At 55.6% G+C, this 16,835-nt stretch carries 12 protein-coding genes; 5 read left to right on the top strand and 7 right to left on the bottom strand.

Features of this window, described 5'->3' with window-relative positions:
- Positions 1-165: 165 nt before the first annotated feature.
- Together ACSZPU_RS04175 and ACSZPU_RS04170 are read left to right on the top strand one after the other, a co-directional pair.
- A complete protein-coding gene (locus ACSZPU_RS04175) occupies positions 166-978 on the top strand; it encodes a Cof-type HAD-IIB family hydrolase (RefSeq protein WP_498995784.1) in 813 nt (270 codons plus the stop codon).
- 166 nt (positions 979-1,144) lie between these two features.
- Positions 1,145-2,401, top strand: coding sequence for a DUF1479 domain-containing protein (locus tag ACSZPU_RS04170; RefSeq protein ID WP_498995782.1), 1,257 nt, complete (start codon positions 1,145-1,147; stop codon positions 2,399-2,401).
- On the opposite strand, the gene ACSZPU_RS04165 is transcribed toward ACSZPU_RS04170, so the two are convergent.
- Entirely contained in the window at positions 2,398-3,471 is a 1,074-nt protein-coding gene (locus ACSZPU_RS04165; RefSeq protein ID WP_498995780.1) for a LacI family DNA-binding transcriptional regulator, read from the bottom strand. The two genes, ACSZPU_RS04170 and ACSZPU_RS04165, sit on opposite strands and share 4 nt — an antisense overlap.
- A 298-nt stretch (positions 3,472-3,769) precedes the next feature.
- Here ACSZPU_RS04165 and ACSZPU_RS04160 point away from each other — a divergent pair, with 298 nt between their 5' ends.
- Together ACSZPU_RS04160 and ACSZPU_RS04155 are read left to right on the top strand one after the other, a co-directional pair.
- On the top strand, positions 3,770-5,074 hold the full coding sequence (locus ACSZPU_RS04160) for an MFS transporter (protein WP_498995778.1): 1,305 nt from the start codon (positions 3,770-3,772) through the stop codon (positions 5,072-5,074).
- 15 nt (positions 5,075-5,089) lie between these two features.
- Positions 5,090-7,453: a glycoside hydrolase family 31 protein gene (locus tag ACSZPU_RS04155; protein WP_498995775.1), complete on the top strand. Its 2,364-nt coding sequence runs from the start codon at positions 5,090-5,092 to the stop codon at positions 7,451-7,453.
- A 187-nt stretch (positions 7,454-7,640) separates the two neighbouring features.
- On the opposite strand, the gene ACSZPU_RS04150 is transcribed toward ACSZPU_RS04155, so the two are convergent.
- Positions 7,641-9,236, bottom strand: coding sequence for an ABC-F family ATPase (locus ACSZPU_RS04150; RefSeq protein ID WP_498995773.1), 1,596 nt, complete (start codon positions 9,234-9,236; stop codon positions 7,641-7,643).
- Positions 9,237-9,451: 215 nt separating this feature from the next.
- Here ACSZPU_RS04150 and ldtB point away from each other — a divergent pair, with 215 nt between their 5' ends.
- The gene (gene ldtB / locus ACSZPU_RS04145) at positions 9,452-10,372 is read left to right on the top strand and encodes a L,D-transpeptidase (protein WP_498995771.1); all 921 of its coding nucleotides are present in this window, start codon (positions 9,452-9,454) and stop codon (positions 10,370-10,372) included.
- 144 nt (positions 10,373-10,516) lie between these two features.
- Here ldtB and ACSZPU_RS04140 read toward each other — a convergent pair whose 3' ends face one another.
- From ACSZPU_RS04140 to ACSZPU_RS04120, 5 genes are all read right to left on the bottom strand, one after another.
- Positions 10,517-11,233 carry a GntR family transcriptional regulator gene (locus tag ACSZPU_RS04140; RefSeq protein WP_498995769.1) on the bottom strand — a complete coding sequence of 239 codons (717 nt, stop codon included), beginning with the start codon at positions 11,231-11,233 and terminating at the stop codon, positions 10,517-10,519.
- Between the two features lie 15 nt (positions 11,234-11,248).
- On the bottom strand, positions 11,249-12,571 hold the full coding sequence (locus ACSZPU_RS04135) for a PTS sugar transporter subunit IIC (protein ID WP_498995788.1): 1,323 nt from the start codon (positions 12,569-12,571) through the stop codon (positions 11,249-11,251).
- 41 nt (positions 12,572-12,612) lie between these two features.
- Positions 12,613-13,989, bottom strand: coding sequence for a glycoside hydrolase family 1 protein (locus ACSZPU_RS04130; protein WP_498995768.1), 1,377 nt, complete (start codon positions 13,987-13,989; stop codon positions 12,613-12,615).
- Between the two features lie 178 nt (positions 13,990-14,167).
- Entirely contained in the window at positions 14,168-15,208 is a 1,041-nt protein-coding gene (locus ACSZPU_RS04125; RefSeq protein ID WP_498995766.1) for an aldo/keto reductase, read from the bottom strand.
- Between the two features lie 103 nt (positions 15,209-15,311).
- Positions 15,312-16,835: an efflux transporter outer membrane subunit gene (locus tag ACSZPU_RS04120; protein ID WP_498995765.1), complete on the bottom strand. Its 1,524-nt coding sequence runs from the start codon at positions 16,833-16,835 to the stop codon at positions 15,312-15,314.

Raw genomic sequence — 16,835 nt, 5'->3', positions numbered from 1 at the left:
GGCCTCATTTCTCGCTGCCGTCCAGATCAGATGCATCGCTCTCTGGGCTAAAATCTTGTGACGACACTATCTAGTGAACGCAAACTTTCATTCGAAATAAATTTGTGCTTCAGGTCACACTGTTATTACAATGTTACGAGTGGTACCCAGACCAGGAGCTTATGTATGACCGTGAAAGTTATCGTCACTGATATGGACGGAACTTTTCTTGACGACGCCAAGCAATACGACCGCGATCGTTTTATGGCACAGTTTATTCAACTCAAACAGCGTGATATTGAATTCGTCGTCGCCAGCGGCAACCAGTATTACCAGTTAATTTCCTTCTTCCCGGAACTGAAAGAGCAGATCTCTTTTGTCGCTGAAAACGGCGCGCTGGTGTTCGAACACGGTCAGCAACTGTTCCACGGTGAACTTACCCGTCATGAAGCACAGGTTGTCATCGGTGAATTGCTTAAAGACAAAGGGCTGAATTTTGTCGCCTGTGGGCTGGAAAGTGCCTACGTCAGCGAATACGCGCCGGATGCCTTTATCAAACTGATGTCAAAGCACTACCATCGCCTGCAACGCGTCAGCGACTACCATCAGATTAACGACAAGCTGTTCAAATTCTCGCTCAATTTACCGGACAGCGACATTCCACAACTGATGGATAAGCTGCATGTTTCGCTCGACGGCATCATGAAACCGGTAACCAGCGGCTTCGGTTTTGTCGACCTGATTATCCCCGGCCTGCACAAAGCCAACGGCATCACCCGTCTGCTTAAACGCTGGCAGCTGTCACCGCAAGAGTGCGTAACCATTGGCGACAGCGGCAACGACGCCGAAATGCTGCGTATGACCGCGTTCTCTTTCGCTATGGGAAATGCCAGCGACGCTATCAAAGCTATCGCCCGTCACCGCACCGACGACAACAACCACCAGGGCGCGCTGAATGTGATTCAGGCGGTACTGGACGGCACCACCCCGTTCCACTGATTTTCCCTGCCGGAGTGTGCGCTCCGGCCTGTTCCCTGTTCTCTTTCTCCCTCTTCTTTCAGCTTTGTGCTCCGCATCAAGTTTTTAAACTTGCATTAACTTATTTTTAACTTAAATTATCATTTGTAAGTTAATTTTCCTTCATACGAAAGATTGCGAGGCCATTATGACGTTCACCAGCGAGAATTTACCCGTCGACCATAAAGCGGCTATCCGGCAAATGAAGCAGGAACTGCGCCAGCAAATCGGTGACGTAGAAGCCGTATTCAGCCAACTCCATGCGTGGATTAGCCAGCGTGTGGCAGAAATCAATGCGTTAAAGGCACAGGGTGAGGATGTCTGGCCGGTGATCCCCTTTGACGATGTGAAACAAGGACGGGTAAGTGAACTACAGCGGACGCTGATTAAACAACGCGGCTGCGCGGTGATGAAGGGGCATTTCCCTCGCGAGCAGGCGCTCGGCTGGGACCATGACATGATGGCCTACCTTGAGCAAAACCACTTTGACGACGTCTACAAAGGACCGGGCGACAGCTTCTTCGGCTCACTCGACGCCTCGCGCCCGGAGATTTACCCCATCTACTGGTCACAGTCGCAAATGCAGGCACGCCAGAGCGATGAGATGGCCGCCGTGCAGTCGTTCCTCAACCGTCTGTGGCGCTTTGAAAGCGAAGGCAAACAGTGGTTTGACCCGGATGTCAGCGTGATTTACCCGGACCGCATTCGCCGTCGCCCACCGGGAACCACCTCAAAAGGGCTGGGCGCGCATACCGATTCCGGCGCGCTGGAACGCTGGCTGCTGCCGGCCTATCAGCGGGTGTTTGCCAGCGTCTTTAACGGCAAGGTGGACGAATACGACCCGTGGGATGCCGCACACCGTACCGAGGTGGAAGAGTACACCGTCGACAACACCACCAAATGTTCGGTCTTCCGCACCTTCCAGGGTTGGACGGCGCTGTCCGATATGATCCCAGGCCAGGGATTGTTGCACGTGGTCCCTATCCCGGAAGCGATGGCCTATGTGCTGTTACGCCCGCTGCTGGATGACGTGCCGGAAGATGAATTATGCGGCGTGGCGCCGGGCAAAGTGCTGCCGATTTCCGAGAAATGGCATCCGCTGTTGGTCGAGGCACTCAGCACCATACCGGCGCTGGAAGCGGGCGATTCCGTCTGGTGGCACTGCGATGTGATCCATTCGGTCGCGCCCGTAAACGATCAACAGGGCTGGGGAAACGTGATGTATATTCCCGCCGCCCCGATGTGCGAGAAGAACCTCGCCTATGCGCGCAAAGTGAAAGTGGCGCTGGAAAATGGCACCTCGCCGGGCGACTTCCCGCGCGAGGATTACGAAAGCGACTGGCAGAACCGCTTTACGCTGGCCGATTTGAATACCTACGGTAAACGGGCGCTGGGGATGAACTAAACGCCGTACAGCCCTTCCCGCTCCACGGCGGTACGTCGCTGTCCCGGACGTATCCGCCGTACCGACTCCCGCACCACCAGCGTGCCATTGATCAACAGCGAGCCAATGGCCGCTTGCGGGCGAATCAGCCGTTGTTGCAACATATGCACCGCTTCAATGCCGAGCTCGTCACGCGGCACATGCACCGCCGTCAGCGGCACGTCCTGAATAGCCGCAAGATTGAACGCATCAATGCTCATCACCGAGACATCCTGTGGGACACGCAAACCGCGTTGTTGCAGGGCGCGCACGGTCCCTTCGGCCATAAAATCGCCCCCGACCAGAAACGCGGTCGGCGGATTTTTATGTGCAGGACAGTCTAACCACTCCGCGACCCGTTCCTGCGCCTCTTTGGCGCTAAAGCTGGGCACGGTAATTAAATCGCGTTTGCTTTGAAAACGCAGATTGCGCTGCTGCCAGGCTTCTTTAATTCCCGCCAGCCGCAGATCCATGGTATAGCGGCGCAGGCACATCACGGTCACCATATCGCGATGGCCTGAATCAAACAGATAATCCGCGGCAAACTCACCAATCGCCCGGTGATCGGGAGCGATCGTTGGCAGGCGCATTCGCTTATCGCGACAGTTGATCAACACGCATGGTTTACCAAAATCCGCCGCCAGTTCGTGAATATGCGGATCGTCAATCCCGAGCAGAATTGCCGCCTGGGTTTCCGGCTCATTCATTCGCGCAATAAATACATTGGCATCGCTGTCGAGCTCTTCCAGCGGACAGTAGCGCAGCCGCACCTCGTGGGAATCCAGCGCTTTGCTAATGCTTTGAATCACACGGTAATAAAAGATATCGGACCGCTCATCGAACGCCCGCTGAGGGGCGAAAATCACCAAGTTATTGAGCAGCAATCGTCCGGCGGCAATCCCCTCCATCACCCCCAATTCACGCGCGCAGGCCAGCACCAGATTGCGGGCCATTTCGCTGGTATTAGCCTTCCCTGCCAGCACACGGGAAACGGTGCTGGTCGACAGGTTGGTACGCCGGGCAATTTCGCTGATTTTTAGCTTTTTATCCATTCTGTGATCTCGCTCCATTTCTACCGTGGGAAAATTTTCATGGTACATAAGTCTCATGAATGCTGGTTAGAAAAGAATAATGCCCTTTAACGTGACGGATTGATGAGAATTCTTGCACAAAATCCACTATGGCTGCCCGTTTTTCTCCCCTACCGTAAACATGTCGTACAACTTCCATACTAGTTGTATACGTAATTAAGGCCAGAACGGAAAAAAATCCCCACGCGGTCCAGATCGGTATGACACATTCCGGATGGCCCGCAACGACTTCCCTACAGAACGGTGTGCGGAGAAAAAAATGAGCCAGGGAATCAACAACAATGAAGTGGTGGCAAGCAAAAGCCGCCGAATAGTCAAAAAATTACGCTGGTGGGTGCTGGTCCTGTTTTTACTGGGCGTCACGGTAAACTACATCACCCGCAACTCACTGGGGATCCTCGCCCCTGAACTGAAAACCAGTATGGGCATTACCACCGAGCAGTACTCATGGATAGTGGGTGCTTTTCAGCTGGCTTATACCCTTTTCCAGCCGCTGTGCGGTTGGCTGATTGACGTGATTGGCCTGAAAGTGGGCTTTATGGTCTGTGCCATTATCTGGGCTATCGCCTGTATCGCCCATGCCGGAGCCGGAAGCTGGTTACAACTGGCCATTTTGCGCTTCACGATGGGGGCATCCGAAGCAGCGGCCACGCCGGCGAACGCCAAAACGCTGGGCGAGTGGTTCCCGAAATCAGAACGTCCTGTGGCGGCCGGTTGGGCGGGCGTCGGTTTCTCGATTGGTGCCATGCTGGCGCCACCGATCATCTATTTTGCCCACGCATCTTTTGGCTGGCAGGGCGCATTTATGTTTACCGGTTTTCTGGCGCTGGTGTGGGTGGTGCTGTGGTGGGCGTTCTACCATAACCCGGAAAAACACCCGAACCTCAGCAAAGACGAACTGGCCTTCATCAAGCAGGACAACGAACCACCGGCGGTCAAGCTCCCCTTCTTTACCGCGTTGAAAACCGTTGCTAACAACAAACGCTTTTACGGTATCGCCATTCCGGCCTTTATGGCGGAACCTGCCTGGGCCGTGCTGAGTTTTTGGGTGCCCCTGTATCTGGCGAAAGAGCACGGGATGGATCTTAAGCAAATTGCAATGTTCGCCTGGCTGCCGTTCCTGGCCGCCGATCTGGGCAGCGTGGCGAGTGGCTATCTCACCAAACTCTATACCCGCTGGTTCGGCTGCTCCCGCGTCAACTCGGTAGTCGCCAGTTCGGTTACCGGCGCGTTTTTGATGATTTCACTCGGTGTCGTCGCCATCACCCGCGATCCCTATATCACCATTGCGCTGATCTCGATTGGCGGCTTCGGTCACCAGATTATCTCCTGCATGCTGAGCGCGCTGGTGGTCGAGTCCTTTGATAAGGGCCAGATGGCCACCGTTAACGGCATGCGCGGCTCGGCGGCGTGGATCGCCAGCTTCCTGTTTTCTCTGCTGATTGGCGTCACCGCCGACAAAATTGGTTTCAATCCGCTGTTTATCGCCATGGGCTTTTTTGACCTGATCGGGGCAATTTTCCTGGTGTCATTTATTGCTGAACGTCGCGCAAAACGCGCCTGATAATGGATATCTGCTATGAAAACGTTGAAAAACTGGGCCTTGCAACACCAGACCCAAAACCATATTGAGCTGTTGGTCGACGGGCAGCACACGCTGTGCCTGTATGTGCTGGAAGAAAATCTGTTCCGCGTGCTGCTAAAACGTAAAGGTGAGCTGGCGCTGGACAGAACCTGGAGTATTGCACCGGCGCAGGATGTGCCGTGGGAAGGGCGCAGTCGTGAAGATGTGAGTGGTTTCACCTGCCCGGCCTGGACGCTGGAACAGCAGGAAAACCAGTTAACCGTCGCCACCGAAAAGCTGCGCGTGACTGTCCATCAGCCGCTCTGGCTGGAGTGGCATTACCGCAATGAAGCCGGTGAATGGCAATGGCTGGCAGGCGATCGCCCCACCAGCGCCTATCTGATCAATGCCCATGGCGACGGCGTAGCGCATTATCTGAGCCGCAAAAAGGATGAACGCTTCTACGGCCTGGGCGAAAAAGCGGGCAACCTGCAGCGCAATGGCCAGCGCTATGAGATGCGCAATCTGGATGCGATGGGCTATAACGCGGTCAGCACCGATCCGCTCTATAAACATATTCCGTTTACCCTCACTCGCCGGGACGACATCAGCTACGGCCTGTTTTATGACAACCTGAGCAGCTGCTGGCTGGATTTGGGTAATGAAATCGATAACTACCACACCGCCTACCGCCGCTGGCAGGCCGAAGCGGGTGATATCGATTACTATATCTTTACCGGCGCACGGGCGCTGGATGTCACTAAAGCATTTGTCCGCCTGACCGGGAAAACCCTGTTTGGACCGAAGTGGAGTCTGGGCTACAGCGGCTCCACCATGCATTACACCGACGCACCGGACGCACAAAACCAGCTGATGAACTTTATTCGCCTGTGTTCCGAACATGCTATCCCCTGCGATTCGTTCCAGCTCTCGTCGGGCTATACCTCGATTAACGGCAAGCGCTATGTCTTCAACTGGAACTACGACAAGGTGCCGCAGCCGAAAGTGATGAGTCAGGCCTTCCACGACGCGGGCCTGAAACTGGCGGCCAACATCAAACCGTGCCTGTTGCAGGATCATCCGCGCTATAACGAAGTGGCGGAAAAGGGCCTGTTTATTCGTGACTCCGAAACCGATGCGCCTGAGCGTTCGAGCTTCTGGGACGATGAGGGCTCTAACCTCGACTTCACCAACCCACAGACGGTGCAGTGGTGGCAAGAGGGCGTGACCACACAGCTGCTGGAAATGGGCATCGACTCTACCTGGAACGATAACAACGAGTTTGAAGTGTGGGACGGTGAAGCGCGCTGCTACGGCTTTGGCCGCGAGATTGCCATCAAACATATTCGCCCGGTGATGCCGCTGCTGATGATGCGAGCCTCGCTGGAAGCGCAGCAGCGTTTTGCCCCGGACAAACGTCCGTATCTGATTTCCCGCTCCGGCTGTGCCGGGATGCAGCGTTATGTGCAAACCTGGAGCGGCGACAACCGTACCAACTGGGACACCCTGCGCTTTAACACCCGCATGGGGCTGGGGATGAGCCTGTCCGGACTGTACAACGTGGGCCACGATGTGGGCGGTTTCTCCGGCGATAAACCGGATGCTGAACTCTTTGTGCGCTGGGTGCAAAACGGCGTGATGCACCCACGTTTCACCATCCATTCGTGGAATGACGACCATACGGTGAATGAACCGTGGATGTATCCGGGGGTAACGCCGGCCATTCGCAGCGCTATCGAGCTGCGTTATCGCCTGCTGCCCTATTTTTATACCCTGCTGTGGCAGGCGCATGCCGACGACGAGCCGATGTTGCGCCCGACTTTCCTCGATCACGAAAATGACGTCCAGACGTTTGAAGAGTGCGACGATTTCCTGCTGGGCCGCGATATTCTGGTCGCCAGCGTGGTCGAAGCGGGCCAGCGTGAACGCCGCGTCTGGCTGCCGGCAAACGAGACCGGCTGGTATGATTTTTATACCCACGAGTGGTTCTGTGGCGGGCAGTGGATTACCCGCGACGCACCACTGGAAAAACTGCCGCTGCTGATCCGCGCGGGAGCAGGTTTGCCACTCAGTGAGCGCATTACCCACGTCAGCGCGACGGCGGATGATACCCGTGAGCTGAAACTGTTCCCGGTGAAAGGCACGGGGCACACTGACGGGCTGCTGTTTGAAGATGACGGCGAAAGCTGGGGCTATCAGAACGGCAATGCCCTGTGGCTGGAATGGGCAATGGCCTGCGACGGTGCCTGTATCAATCTGACGATCGTCACAACCGGTGATTATCGTCCGGCATGGAAGGCGTTGAAGGTGTCGTTACCAGAGGGAGAGGTACGTAAGCTATTGATTAACGGTGAAGAACGGAGCGAGTGGGTGCTGTAGTGCTGCCTGATGCCCTCACCCTAACCCTCTCCCACAGGGAGAGGGAAAAGGAACCTGACCTATTTCCCTAAGTATTTCTCGTTACAGGAAGGCGGCAAACCTGAGAATCCCCGGGAGCTTACATGAGTAAGTGACCAGGGTGAGCAGGTGCAGCCAACGCATCTGTAGCGTGAAAGACGACGGGAAATTAGTTATCGATGCCTTTACTGCGCAGATAATCTTCATAGTTCCCGGTGAAGTCCACCACGCGCTCCGGCGTAATCTCAATCACGCGGGTCGCCAGCGAGCTGACAAACTCACGGTCGTGAGAGACGAAAATCAGGGTGCCCTGATACATCTCCAGCGCCATGTTCAGCGACTCGATCGATTCCATATCCAGGTGGTTGGTTGGTTCGTCCATCACCAGAATATTCGGTTTTTCCATCATCAGCTTGCCGAACAGCATGCGGCCTTTTTCACCACCGGACAGCACCTTCGCAGGCTTTTTGATATCGTCCTGGCTGAACAGCAGACGCCCCAGAATACTGCGCACCGCCTGCTCGTCATCGCCCTCTTGTTTCCACTGGCTCATCCAGTCGAACACGGTGAGGTCGTTTTCGAACTCGTACTCGTGGTCCTGCGCGTAATAACCGATCTGCGCGTTTTCGGACCACTTCACGGTGCCTTTATCCGCTTCCAGTTCACCCACCAGCGTTTTCAGCATGGTGGATTTACCCACACCGTTCGCGCCAAGGATAGCGAGCTTCTCACCCACTTCCAGCAGCAGATTAACGCCTTTAAACAGCGGGCCTTCATCAAAGCCTTTAGCGAGGGCTTTCACTTCCAGCGCGTTACGGAACAGTTTCTTGTCCTGTTCGAAGCGAATGAACGGGTTCTGACGGCTGGAGGCTTTCACCTCATCCAGTTTGATTTTATCAATCTGGCGCGCACGAGACGTTGCCTGGCGAGACTTGGAGGCGTTGGCGCTAAAGCGGCTAACAAACGACTGCAGGTCAGCAATCTGCGCTTTCTTCTTGGCGTTATCCGCCAGCAGACGCTCGCGCGCCTGGGTTGCCGCCGTCATGTATTCGTCGTAGTTACCGGCATACACGCGCATCTCACCGTAATCCAGGTCCGCCATATGGGTGCAGACCATGTTCAGGAAGTGACGGTCGTGCGAAATGATGATCATGGTGCTGTTACGTTCGTTCAGCACCTGCTCCAGCCAGCGAATGGTATCGATGTCCAGGTTGTTCGTTGGTTCATCGAGCAGCAGGATGTCCGGATTGGAGAACAACGCCTGTGCCAGAAGCACACGCAGTTTCCAGCCAGGTGCCACTTCGCTCATCGGGCCGTAATGTTGCTCAACTGGGATCCCGACGCCGAGCAGCAGTTCGCCAGCGCGGGCTTCGGCAGAGTAACCATCCATCTCGCCGTATTGCGTTTCGAGGTCGGCCACTTTGTAACCGTCTTCTTCGCTCATTTCGGCCAGACCGTAGATGCGGTCACGCTCTTGCTTCACTTCCCACAGTTCGCCGTGACCCATGATCACGGTATCGAGGACGGTGAACTCTTCAAAAGCAAACTGATCCTGACGCAGCTTACCGATGCGTTCGTTCGGATCGAGAGAAACGTTCCCCAGGGTCGGCTCTAAATCACCGCCGAGGATTTTCATAAAGGTGGATTTACCGCTCCCGTTGGCGCCGATCAGGCCGTAACGGTTGCCGCCGCCAAATTTGACGGAAATGTTTTCAAACAGCGGCTTGCTGCCGAACTGCATGGTGACGTTGCTGGTGACTAACACGGAAGTATCCTGAAATGTGTGACAAACACCCGATTATGCCACAATTCCGAATTAGATTCCTGTCCGGAAACGAAGGGCTAAAATGAAACCAAAGGGAAAAAAGTGTGATTTCGTACACATCTCAATTCCCTGTGCGCGGGAATGCACATATAATGCGCTCCCATCTATAGCAAGAACCATCAACCTAACGGCCTGTGGCACGAATCTCGCACAACATGAATATGAAATTAACAACGCTTTTAGCGGCGGCGTTTGCCGTCGTCGGCTTTTGCAAAACCGCGTCTGCTGTAACGTATCCGCTTCCGACTGATGGTAGCCGAGTGATCGGTCAGAACCAGGTCGTGACTATTCCTGAAAACAACACCCAGCCGCTGGAGTATTTTGCCGCACAATACCAGATGGGTCTGTCCAACATGCTGGAAGCGAACCCGGGTATCGACGCCTATCTGCCGAAAGGCGGCACGGTGATGAACGTGCCTCAGCAGCTGATTCTGCCGGATACCGTTCATGAAGGTATCGTTATCAACAGCGCCGAAATGCGTCTGTACTATTACCCGGCAGGGACCAAAACCGTTAGCGTTCTGCCGATCGGTATCGGCCAGCTGGGTAAAGACACCCCGATTGCCTGGACCACCAAAGTAGAACGTAAGAAAGCCGGCCCGACCTGGACCCCGACAGCGAAAATGCACGCTGAATACGCTGCCGCAGGCCAACCGCTGCCGCCAGTGGTTCCGGCAGGTCCGGATAACCCGATGGGTCTGTACGCACTGTACATTGGCCGCCTGTATGCTATTCACGGCACCAACGCCAACTTCGGTATCGGTCTGCGTGTAAGCCACGGCTGTGTGCGTCTGCGTAATGATGACATCAAATTCCTGTTCCAGAACGTGCCGGTTGGTACCCGCGTACAGTTTATTGATGAGCCGGTAAAAGCCACTACCGAACCGGATGGCAGCCGTTACATCGAAGTTCACAACCCGCTGTCTACCACCGACGCCCAGTTCAACGGCGGCGAAATCGTGCCGATCTCTCTGACCAAAAGCATTCAGAGCGTGACTGGCCAGTCTGACGTTGACCAGAACATCGTCGACCAGGCAGTGCAGAACCGTTCCGGTATGCCGGTTCGTCTGAATTGATCATTGCGCAAGCATGAAAAAAGCGGGCTTTAAGCCCGCTTTTTTCATCCGTTATGCCGCGTTCTTTTGCTGGATGACGGCGCAAGCGCCTTATCCGGCCTACAAACCGCACCAGTTCCAGATGGCTATGCAATTGCGTACTGGTTATCCGTTATTCACCACAATGATGCCACCATGATCGTAGCGGTAGTGGCAATGGGCATACTCCAGCGGCGTGCCGTCCTCCAGATAAATCACCTGCTCCACTTCCATCACCGGGTCCGTCTCGTCGCAGTTCAGATACTGCCTGTCCTCAACGCCAGGTTTCAGGGCGCGCACAATGCGATAAGAGCCCATAATTTTGAGCGCCAGATCGTCCTGCACATAGCGAAATACCGAACTTTCCAGGTGCCCGCGGTTTAGTCCCGGCACCAGATTTACCGGCATAAGGGTAAATTCCAGCGACATCGGCTCCCCTTCCAGCAGGCGTAACCGGTTAAAGTCATAGACTGGCTCGTCGGGACCAAGCAGCAGTGAGTCCTGCTCTTTTTCCGTAGGGAAACGCAGTTCGAATTTGATGATTTTACTGGTGACCTGACCGACATGTTCCCAGGTCTTGGTTGCGCCATAATAGTCGCTGCCCGGTAAATCCCAGCGGGAAAGCTGCATAAAGTTCTTGCGCACAAAGGTGCCCAGCCCTTTGCGGGTGTAGACCAGCCCTTCGACAATCAGCTGGCGCATCGCCTGCTGGATGGTCATACGACTGGTGTTAAATTCCGCAGCAAGGGCAAACTGGTCAGGCAAGGGGTCGCTGGCCGGATACTGCTGGCTCAGGATCCGCGCTTTGATTTCGCGCGCAATAGAAATGTATTTCGACGCCATGACCTTTCCTTCTTATTATTCGACTATCCCGTTGTTTCTTAAGGCCACTCTCTCGGCTATTTTGAGGAAAGGCAGGTAGAAGAATACACCAAAGATGATGATTATCAACTGAACCACCACCGCTCGCCAGTCCCCCGCCGTCGCCAGCCAGGCGCTTAAAATTGGCGGTGTCGTCCACGGGATCATCACCACGCAGCGCGACATCCATCCCAGCGTGGTACACAGCCAGGCGAAGTAAATACCTATGGCCGGCAGCAGAACAAAGGGGATCATCAGCGGCAGGTTAAAGACGATCGGCAAGCCGAAGATAACCGGCTCGTTAATGTTAAACAGGCCCGGTGAAATCGACAGCCGCGCCACCTGTTTCGCCGATTTCTGCCGCGAGAAAATGAAAATCGCCAGCAACAGCGAGATCGTGCTGCCCGTACCGCCAATCATGCCGAAGGTGGGGACAAAGATATTGTTGATGATGTGCGGGATCGGCTGTCCGTTGGCAAAGGCCAGCATGTTCTCATTGGTGTTAATAAGCAGGAAGGGTTCCAGAATTACCCCGTTCACCACCGACTGATGAATCCCCAGCGTAAACAGGAAGTTGCCGAAGCTATAAATAAAGATAGTCCCCGGCAGGCTGGTGTTGATCAGCCGCAGCGGCTGCTGGATAAGCGTGGTGATCAGGTGGATCAAATCCGTATGCAGTAAGTTCGCCAGTAGCGCCGCGACGATCGCAAAACTCGACAGGGTAATGATGGTCGGAATCAGTGCAGAGAAGGATTTCCCCACCGCCGGCGGCACATTTTCACCGAGCGAAATATTCAGCTTTTCGATTCTGGCGATGCGGATAAACAGCTCCGTCGACAGCAGGCCGATAATCACCCCGGCGAAAATCCCGGTGGAGCCAATATTTGCAAACGAGAGTATCTGGCTGACGGTGACGGCCGCTTTCGCCCCGTCCGGCACCACATCCAGATGCATCGGCATCATCATAATGTAGCTGGAGAGCGCGATAACCACCGCCGAAACCGGGTTATCGAAGTTGCGATTGCGCGCCAGTGACCAGGCGGTCATGGGCGCAATCAACAGTGCTGCAATATTCAACGTACCGTTGATGACCGCTTCCCCCCAAACCTTGAAGCGCACTAACGTCTCGCCCTCCAGGATCCACGGGAACACCACGTTGTTGACCAAAACCGCCAGGCCGGCAAGGATAAAAATCGGCATCACGGCGGCAAACGCGTCCCTTAAGGAACGCAGGTGAACCTGGTTGGCCAGGCGGGCGGAAAAATCGACGAACTTATCGACAAAAGACTGCATGTTCGCTGTCGTTCTTGTTTCAGACATCATGGTCTCCCTTCGTTCGGCATCAAGCGGTACGCTGGCGATTACAGTTCGCGACCGTTACTGTGAATCACCTGTTTGAACCAGGCATAGCTCCGTTTCGGTACGCGTTTGAGATCTTTAAGGTCATGGTTTTCGCGATTAACGTACACCACGCCATAGCGCTTACGCATATCGCCCTGCGAGCTCAGAATGTCGATAAGCCCCCAGCCGAGATAACCCACCACCTGCGCACCGTCTTCAAACATGGCGTCTTTCATCGCCTGCAAATGATCCCGGTGATAGGCAATGCGGTAGGCGTCATCTACCGGATTTACCCCATCCCAGGTTTCAATCACGCCGATCCCGTTTTCAATGGGGAAGACAGGCAAGCGCCAGTCGTTGTAGTAGCGGGTAATAATGGTGCGAAAACCGAGGGGGTCTATCTGCCAGTTCCATTCGGTGGCTTGCAGGAACGGGTTAGGCACATCGCCCTGTTGCAGGTAATAGTTCACCGGCACATCCGCGGCGATGGCATCGCTGTCCAGCGTTTTGCTGGCGTAATAGCTAAACGCCATATAGTCGCTTTTCACTCGCGCAATCAGCGCCAGGTCATCCGCGCGATAGATATCGCCAAAGCCTTCACGCTCAACGACCGCCATCACCGCCGGACTGTAGCCCTGCCCGGCAAATACGCGCAGAAGATTCTGGTTGAGGAACTCATCGTATTGTTGCGCGCAGAAGATATCGCGCGGTTTGCAGGTGGCCGGATAGACCAACTGATGCGCCAGCATGCCACCCATCAGTTTGCCGGGTTTGGTCTCATGCAGATACTGAGTGAGCTGCACGTGGGCCATCATCACGTGGTGCTGAATTTGATACAGCTCGCGCAGCGTTTTGTCACCGCGCAGGTAGCCACCGACCCGGAATGCTTCCGGCATATGGTAGATATTCTGCTCGTTGAACGTCAGCCACCAGGTCACGCGATCGCCAAAGCAATCCATCATCTTCTGCCCGTAGCGGACAAACGCATCCATCACGTGGCGATCGGTGAAACCGTTGTATTTTTCCGCCAGCGCCAGCGGCATGTCGAAATGGTACAGGCAGATCATCGGCGCAATGCCGCGGGCGAGCAGATCGTTGATAAAGCGGTCGTAGAAGGCGATACCTTCCTCGTTGAATGCCCCATCACCGTCCGGGCAGACGCGGCTCCAGGATATCTGGAAGCGGTAGCAGTTCATGCCTAAATCGCGCATGTAATCAAAGTCTTCCTGATACCGATGATACGAATCCGTCGCTACTTTCCAGTCGGAGGCAAACTCGCTGGCTTCGCGGATATCGTACACCGATGGCCCTTTTCCTCCCTCGTTCCAGGCTCCTTCGGTCTGCATACTGGAAACGGAATTTCCCCATAAAAAGCCTGACGGCAGCGTTTTACTCATCTGGACATCTCCCTCATCATATGACTAGTCATTTAAAATATATGACAAGTCATATAGTCAAAGGTGAAAAGTCAGGCAAAAGGAAAGGATCGTTTTTGTGAGCGGGATTGAGAAATTAGGCAGGCAGGGAAAATCCCCGGTCAGCGAAAGGCCGCCGGGGAAGGATCACAACGCGGGGTTATTTATGGGCTAACTGATTACGGCGGTATTCGCCTTGGCGTTCCAGCATCCAGCCGGGATATTCAAGCGGCAAGGCGCTCACTGCATCAAGCTGGCGCAGCTCTTCTTCCGTTAAACGGATATGGGTCGCGGCGATATTGTCATCCAGCTGATCCGGGCGTTTAGCGCCGATGATCACGCTGCTCACCACCGGCTGATGCAGCAGCCAGGCAAGGGCTATCTGTGCAACAGAGACCCCTTTCACCTCGGCGATGGCACGCATCACGTCGATGCAGTCAAACGCGCTGTCTTTGTTCACCGGCGGGAAATCAAACTCCAGGCGACGGCTACCCTCTTCGCCTTTACCATCGCGGCTGTATTTCCCGCTCAGCAGGCCACCTGCCAGCGGGCTCCAGACCATCAGCCCGACGTTTTCACTTTGCAGCATCGGCACCAGTTCGCGCTCCAGGTCACGCCCGGCGATGGTGTAGTAGGCCTGCAACGAGGCAAAACGCGCCAGACCCAGACGTTCGGAGATACCCAGCGCTTTGGCGATTTGCCATGCCGCCCAGTTGGAAACGCCGATGTAGCGGACATGCCCATGCTGCACAAGGTTATCCAACGCGTAGAGCATCTCTTCCATCGGAGTCGCCGGGTCAAAGCCGTGCAGCTGATAGAGATCGATATGATCGAGCTGCATCCGTTTCAGACTCTCTTTCACGCTGCCAATGATGTGATAACGAGAACTGCCGCGTGAATTCACGCCCGCCGTGCCGGTTTCACCGAACACCTTGGTCGCCACCACCACATTTTCACGCGGCACGTTAAGATTTTTCAGCGCCTGGCCGGTGATGTGCTCAGAACGGCCTTCGGAATAGACGTTCGCGGTGTCGATAAAGTTAATGCCCGCGTCCAGCGCGCTGCCGACCAGCTTATCGGCTTGCGCCTGATCCAGCTGCCCAATTTTGCCCCACATGCCGCCTTCACCACCAAACGTCATGGTGCCAAGGCACAACTCAGACACAAACAGACCGGTATTGCCCAGTTTTTGATAACGCATTTGGCGTCTCCTCACACTGTTGGTTGACGCAGATAGTTATACGCAATACGGCGTGTGCTGGAATGTGGTGATCCTGTCTATTTCTTGCCCAATCCTCTAAACCTTATCCACGCGGGGCATCACCAAAGACGGAATACTCCGGCAAACGCACCTGCTGATAAGGCTCCCAGCCGCCGCCGAGCGCTTTGTACAACGCCACTAAATCCAGGCTGCTCTGCACCCGCGCCTGCGCGCGCTGCTGCTCCGCCTGTGCCAGCTGACGTTGAGCATCGAGCACATCAATAAAGCTGGCAATGCCTTGCCGATAACTGTCGCTGGCCAGGGTAAAAGCGTTATGCAACGCATCGAGGGTTTTATCCAGCCCGGCTTCGCGCTGCTGATCGGCGCGATAGCTGATCAGCGCATTCTCCACATCCCCCAGCGCTTCCAGCACCGTCTGGCGATAGTTCAGCACCGCCGCCCCTTGCTGCGCGCGGGCCAGTTTCACACTGGAGACCAGCCGCCCGCCCTGAAAAATCGGAATCGAAATTTGCGGACCCACGCTGTAGAAATGGCTGCTCCAGTCGGTGAGCCAGTCGGTTTCACTGTTACGCAGGCCAAACTGCCCACTCAGCGTCAGGCTCGGGAAAAGCTGCACCACCGAGACGCCAATGTCTGCCGTTGCGGCGTGCAATGAAGCTTCTGCCTCGCGAATATCCGGGCGCCTGCGGGCCAGCGTCGACGGGATACCGGTCGACACCAGCGCAGGCAGCTTGGGCAACGGCTGAACATCGCTGAGTTCATGGTCCAGTGCCCCTGGCGGCTTGCCCAGTAAAATCGCCAGCGCATTCATCGCCTGCCGTTCCTGGGCCTGATACTGCGGCAGCTGCGCTTCCAGGCTGCCCACCTGGGCACGGGCATTTTCCACATCCATCTGCGGCGATAGTCCGCCGCGCTGGCGGTTGTCCGTCAGCTCAAAGGTCTGCTGCGCCGTGTCGATTTGCGTTTTCAGGGTGGTGATAACGCTCTGCGCGCCACGCAGCTGCAGCCATGCGCGCGCCACTTCGGCTTCCAGCGACACCAGCGCATCGTTACGCTGCTCAATTGCCTTTTGCTGCTGCGCCTGCGCCCCTTCGACCTGGCGGCGCACTTTGCCCCACAAGTCCAGTTCCCACTGGGCGTCGAAGCTGCCCTGATAGAGGTTCACCGGCTGGGTTAATGCCCCGAGCGCCCCGGCGATTTGCGGGTCAACATTATCCAGTTGGCCGTACACATCGTGGGATTTCAGCTCCCCGTCCAGCCCCAACTGCTGACGCGTGGCTTTAACGCTGCCGTTAACCGCCGGGAGATAGGCCCCACCCGCCTGATTAATCTGCTCGCGCGCCCCCGCGATACGCAGCACCGTTTGCTGTAGCGAGAGGTTCCCGGCGATGGCCCGCTCAATCAGGCTATTCAGTTGCGGTGACTGGAACGTCGTCCACCAGCGGGTGTTCACCGCCTGCGACACGGTTTGCGAGGCCACGGTTTTATCGCCCGGATCGTTCCAGTGCGTCGGGGTTTGCGGCGACGGCTGCTGGTAATCCGGCCCGACTGCACAGCCGGCCAGTAAGAGCGACACCATCATCAAAGAGAGACCACGCCTGGACAT

Source organism: Phytobacter sp. V69 (assembly GCF_965644215.1).
Lineage (GTDB): Bacteria > Pseudomonadota > Gammaproteobacteria > Enterobacterales > Enterobacteriaceae > Phytobacter.
This window is presented reverse-complemented; position numbering and strand designations above follow the sequence as displayed.

What these genes read in the sequence shown, in the direction of transcription:
- ACSZPU_RS04175 (WP_498995784.1), top strand. Translation starts at nt 166, where the DNA reads ATGACCGTGAAAGTTATCGTCACTGATATGGACGGAACTTTTCTTGAC.
- ACSZPU_RS04170 (WP_498995782.1), top strand. Translation starts at nt 1,145, where the DNA reads ATGACGTTCACCAGCGAGAATTTACCCGTCGACCATAAAGCGGCTATC.
- ACSZPU_RS04165 (WP_498995780.1), bottom strand. Translation starts at nt 3,471, where the DNA reads ATGGATAAAAAGCTAAAAATCAGCGAAATTGCCCGGCGTACCAACCTG.
- ACSZPU_RS04160 (WP_498995778.1), top strand. Translation starts at nt 3,770, where the DNA reads ATGAGCCAGGGAATCAACAACAATGAAGTGGTGGCAAGCAAAAGCCGC.
- ACSZPU_RS04155 (WP_498995775.1), top strand. Translation starts at nt 5,090, where the DNA reads ATGAAAACGTTGAAAAACTGGGCCTTGCAACACCAGACCCAAAACCAT.
- ldtB (WP_498995771.1), top strand. Translation starts at nt 9,452, where the DNA reads ATGAATATGAAATTAACAACGCTTTTAGCGGCGGCGTTTGCCGTCGTC.
- ACSZPU_RS04140 (WP_498995769.1), bottom strand. Translation starts at nt 11,233, where the DNA reads ATGGCGTCGAAATACATTTCTATTGCGCGCGAAATCAAAGCGCGGATC.
- ACSZPU_RS04135 (WP_498995788.1), bottom strand. Translation starts at nt 12,571, where the DNA reads ATGTCTGAAACAAGAACGACAGCGAACATGCAGTCTTTTGTCGATAAG.
- ACSZPU_RS04130 (WP_498995768.1), bottom strand. Translation starts at nt 13,989, where the DNA reads ATGAGTAAAACGCTGCCGTCAGGCTTTTTATGGGGAAATTCCGTTTCC.
- ACSZPU_RS04125 (WP_498995766.1), bottom strand. Translation starts at nt 15,208, where the DNA reads ATGCGTTATCAAAAACTGGGCAATACCGGTCTGTTTGTGTCTGAGTTG.
- ACSZPU_RS04120 (WP_498995765.1), bottom strand. Translation starts at nt 16,835, where the DNA reads ATGTCCAGGCGTGGTCTCTCTTTGATGATGGTGTCGCTCTTACTGGCC.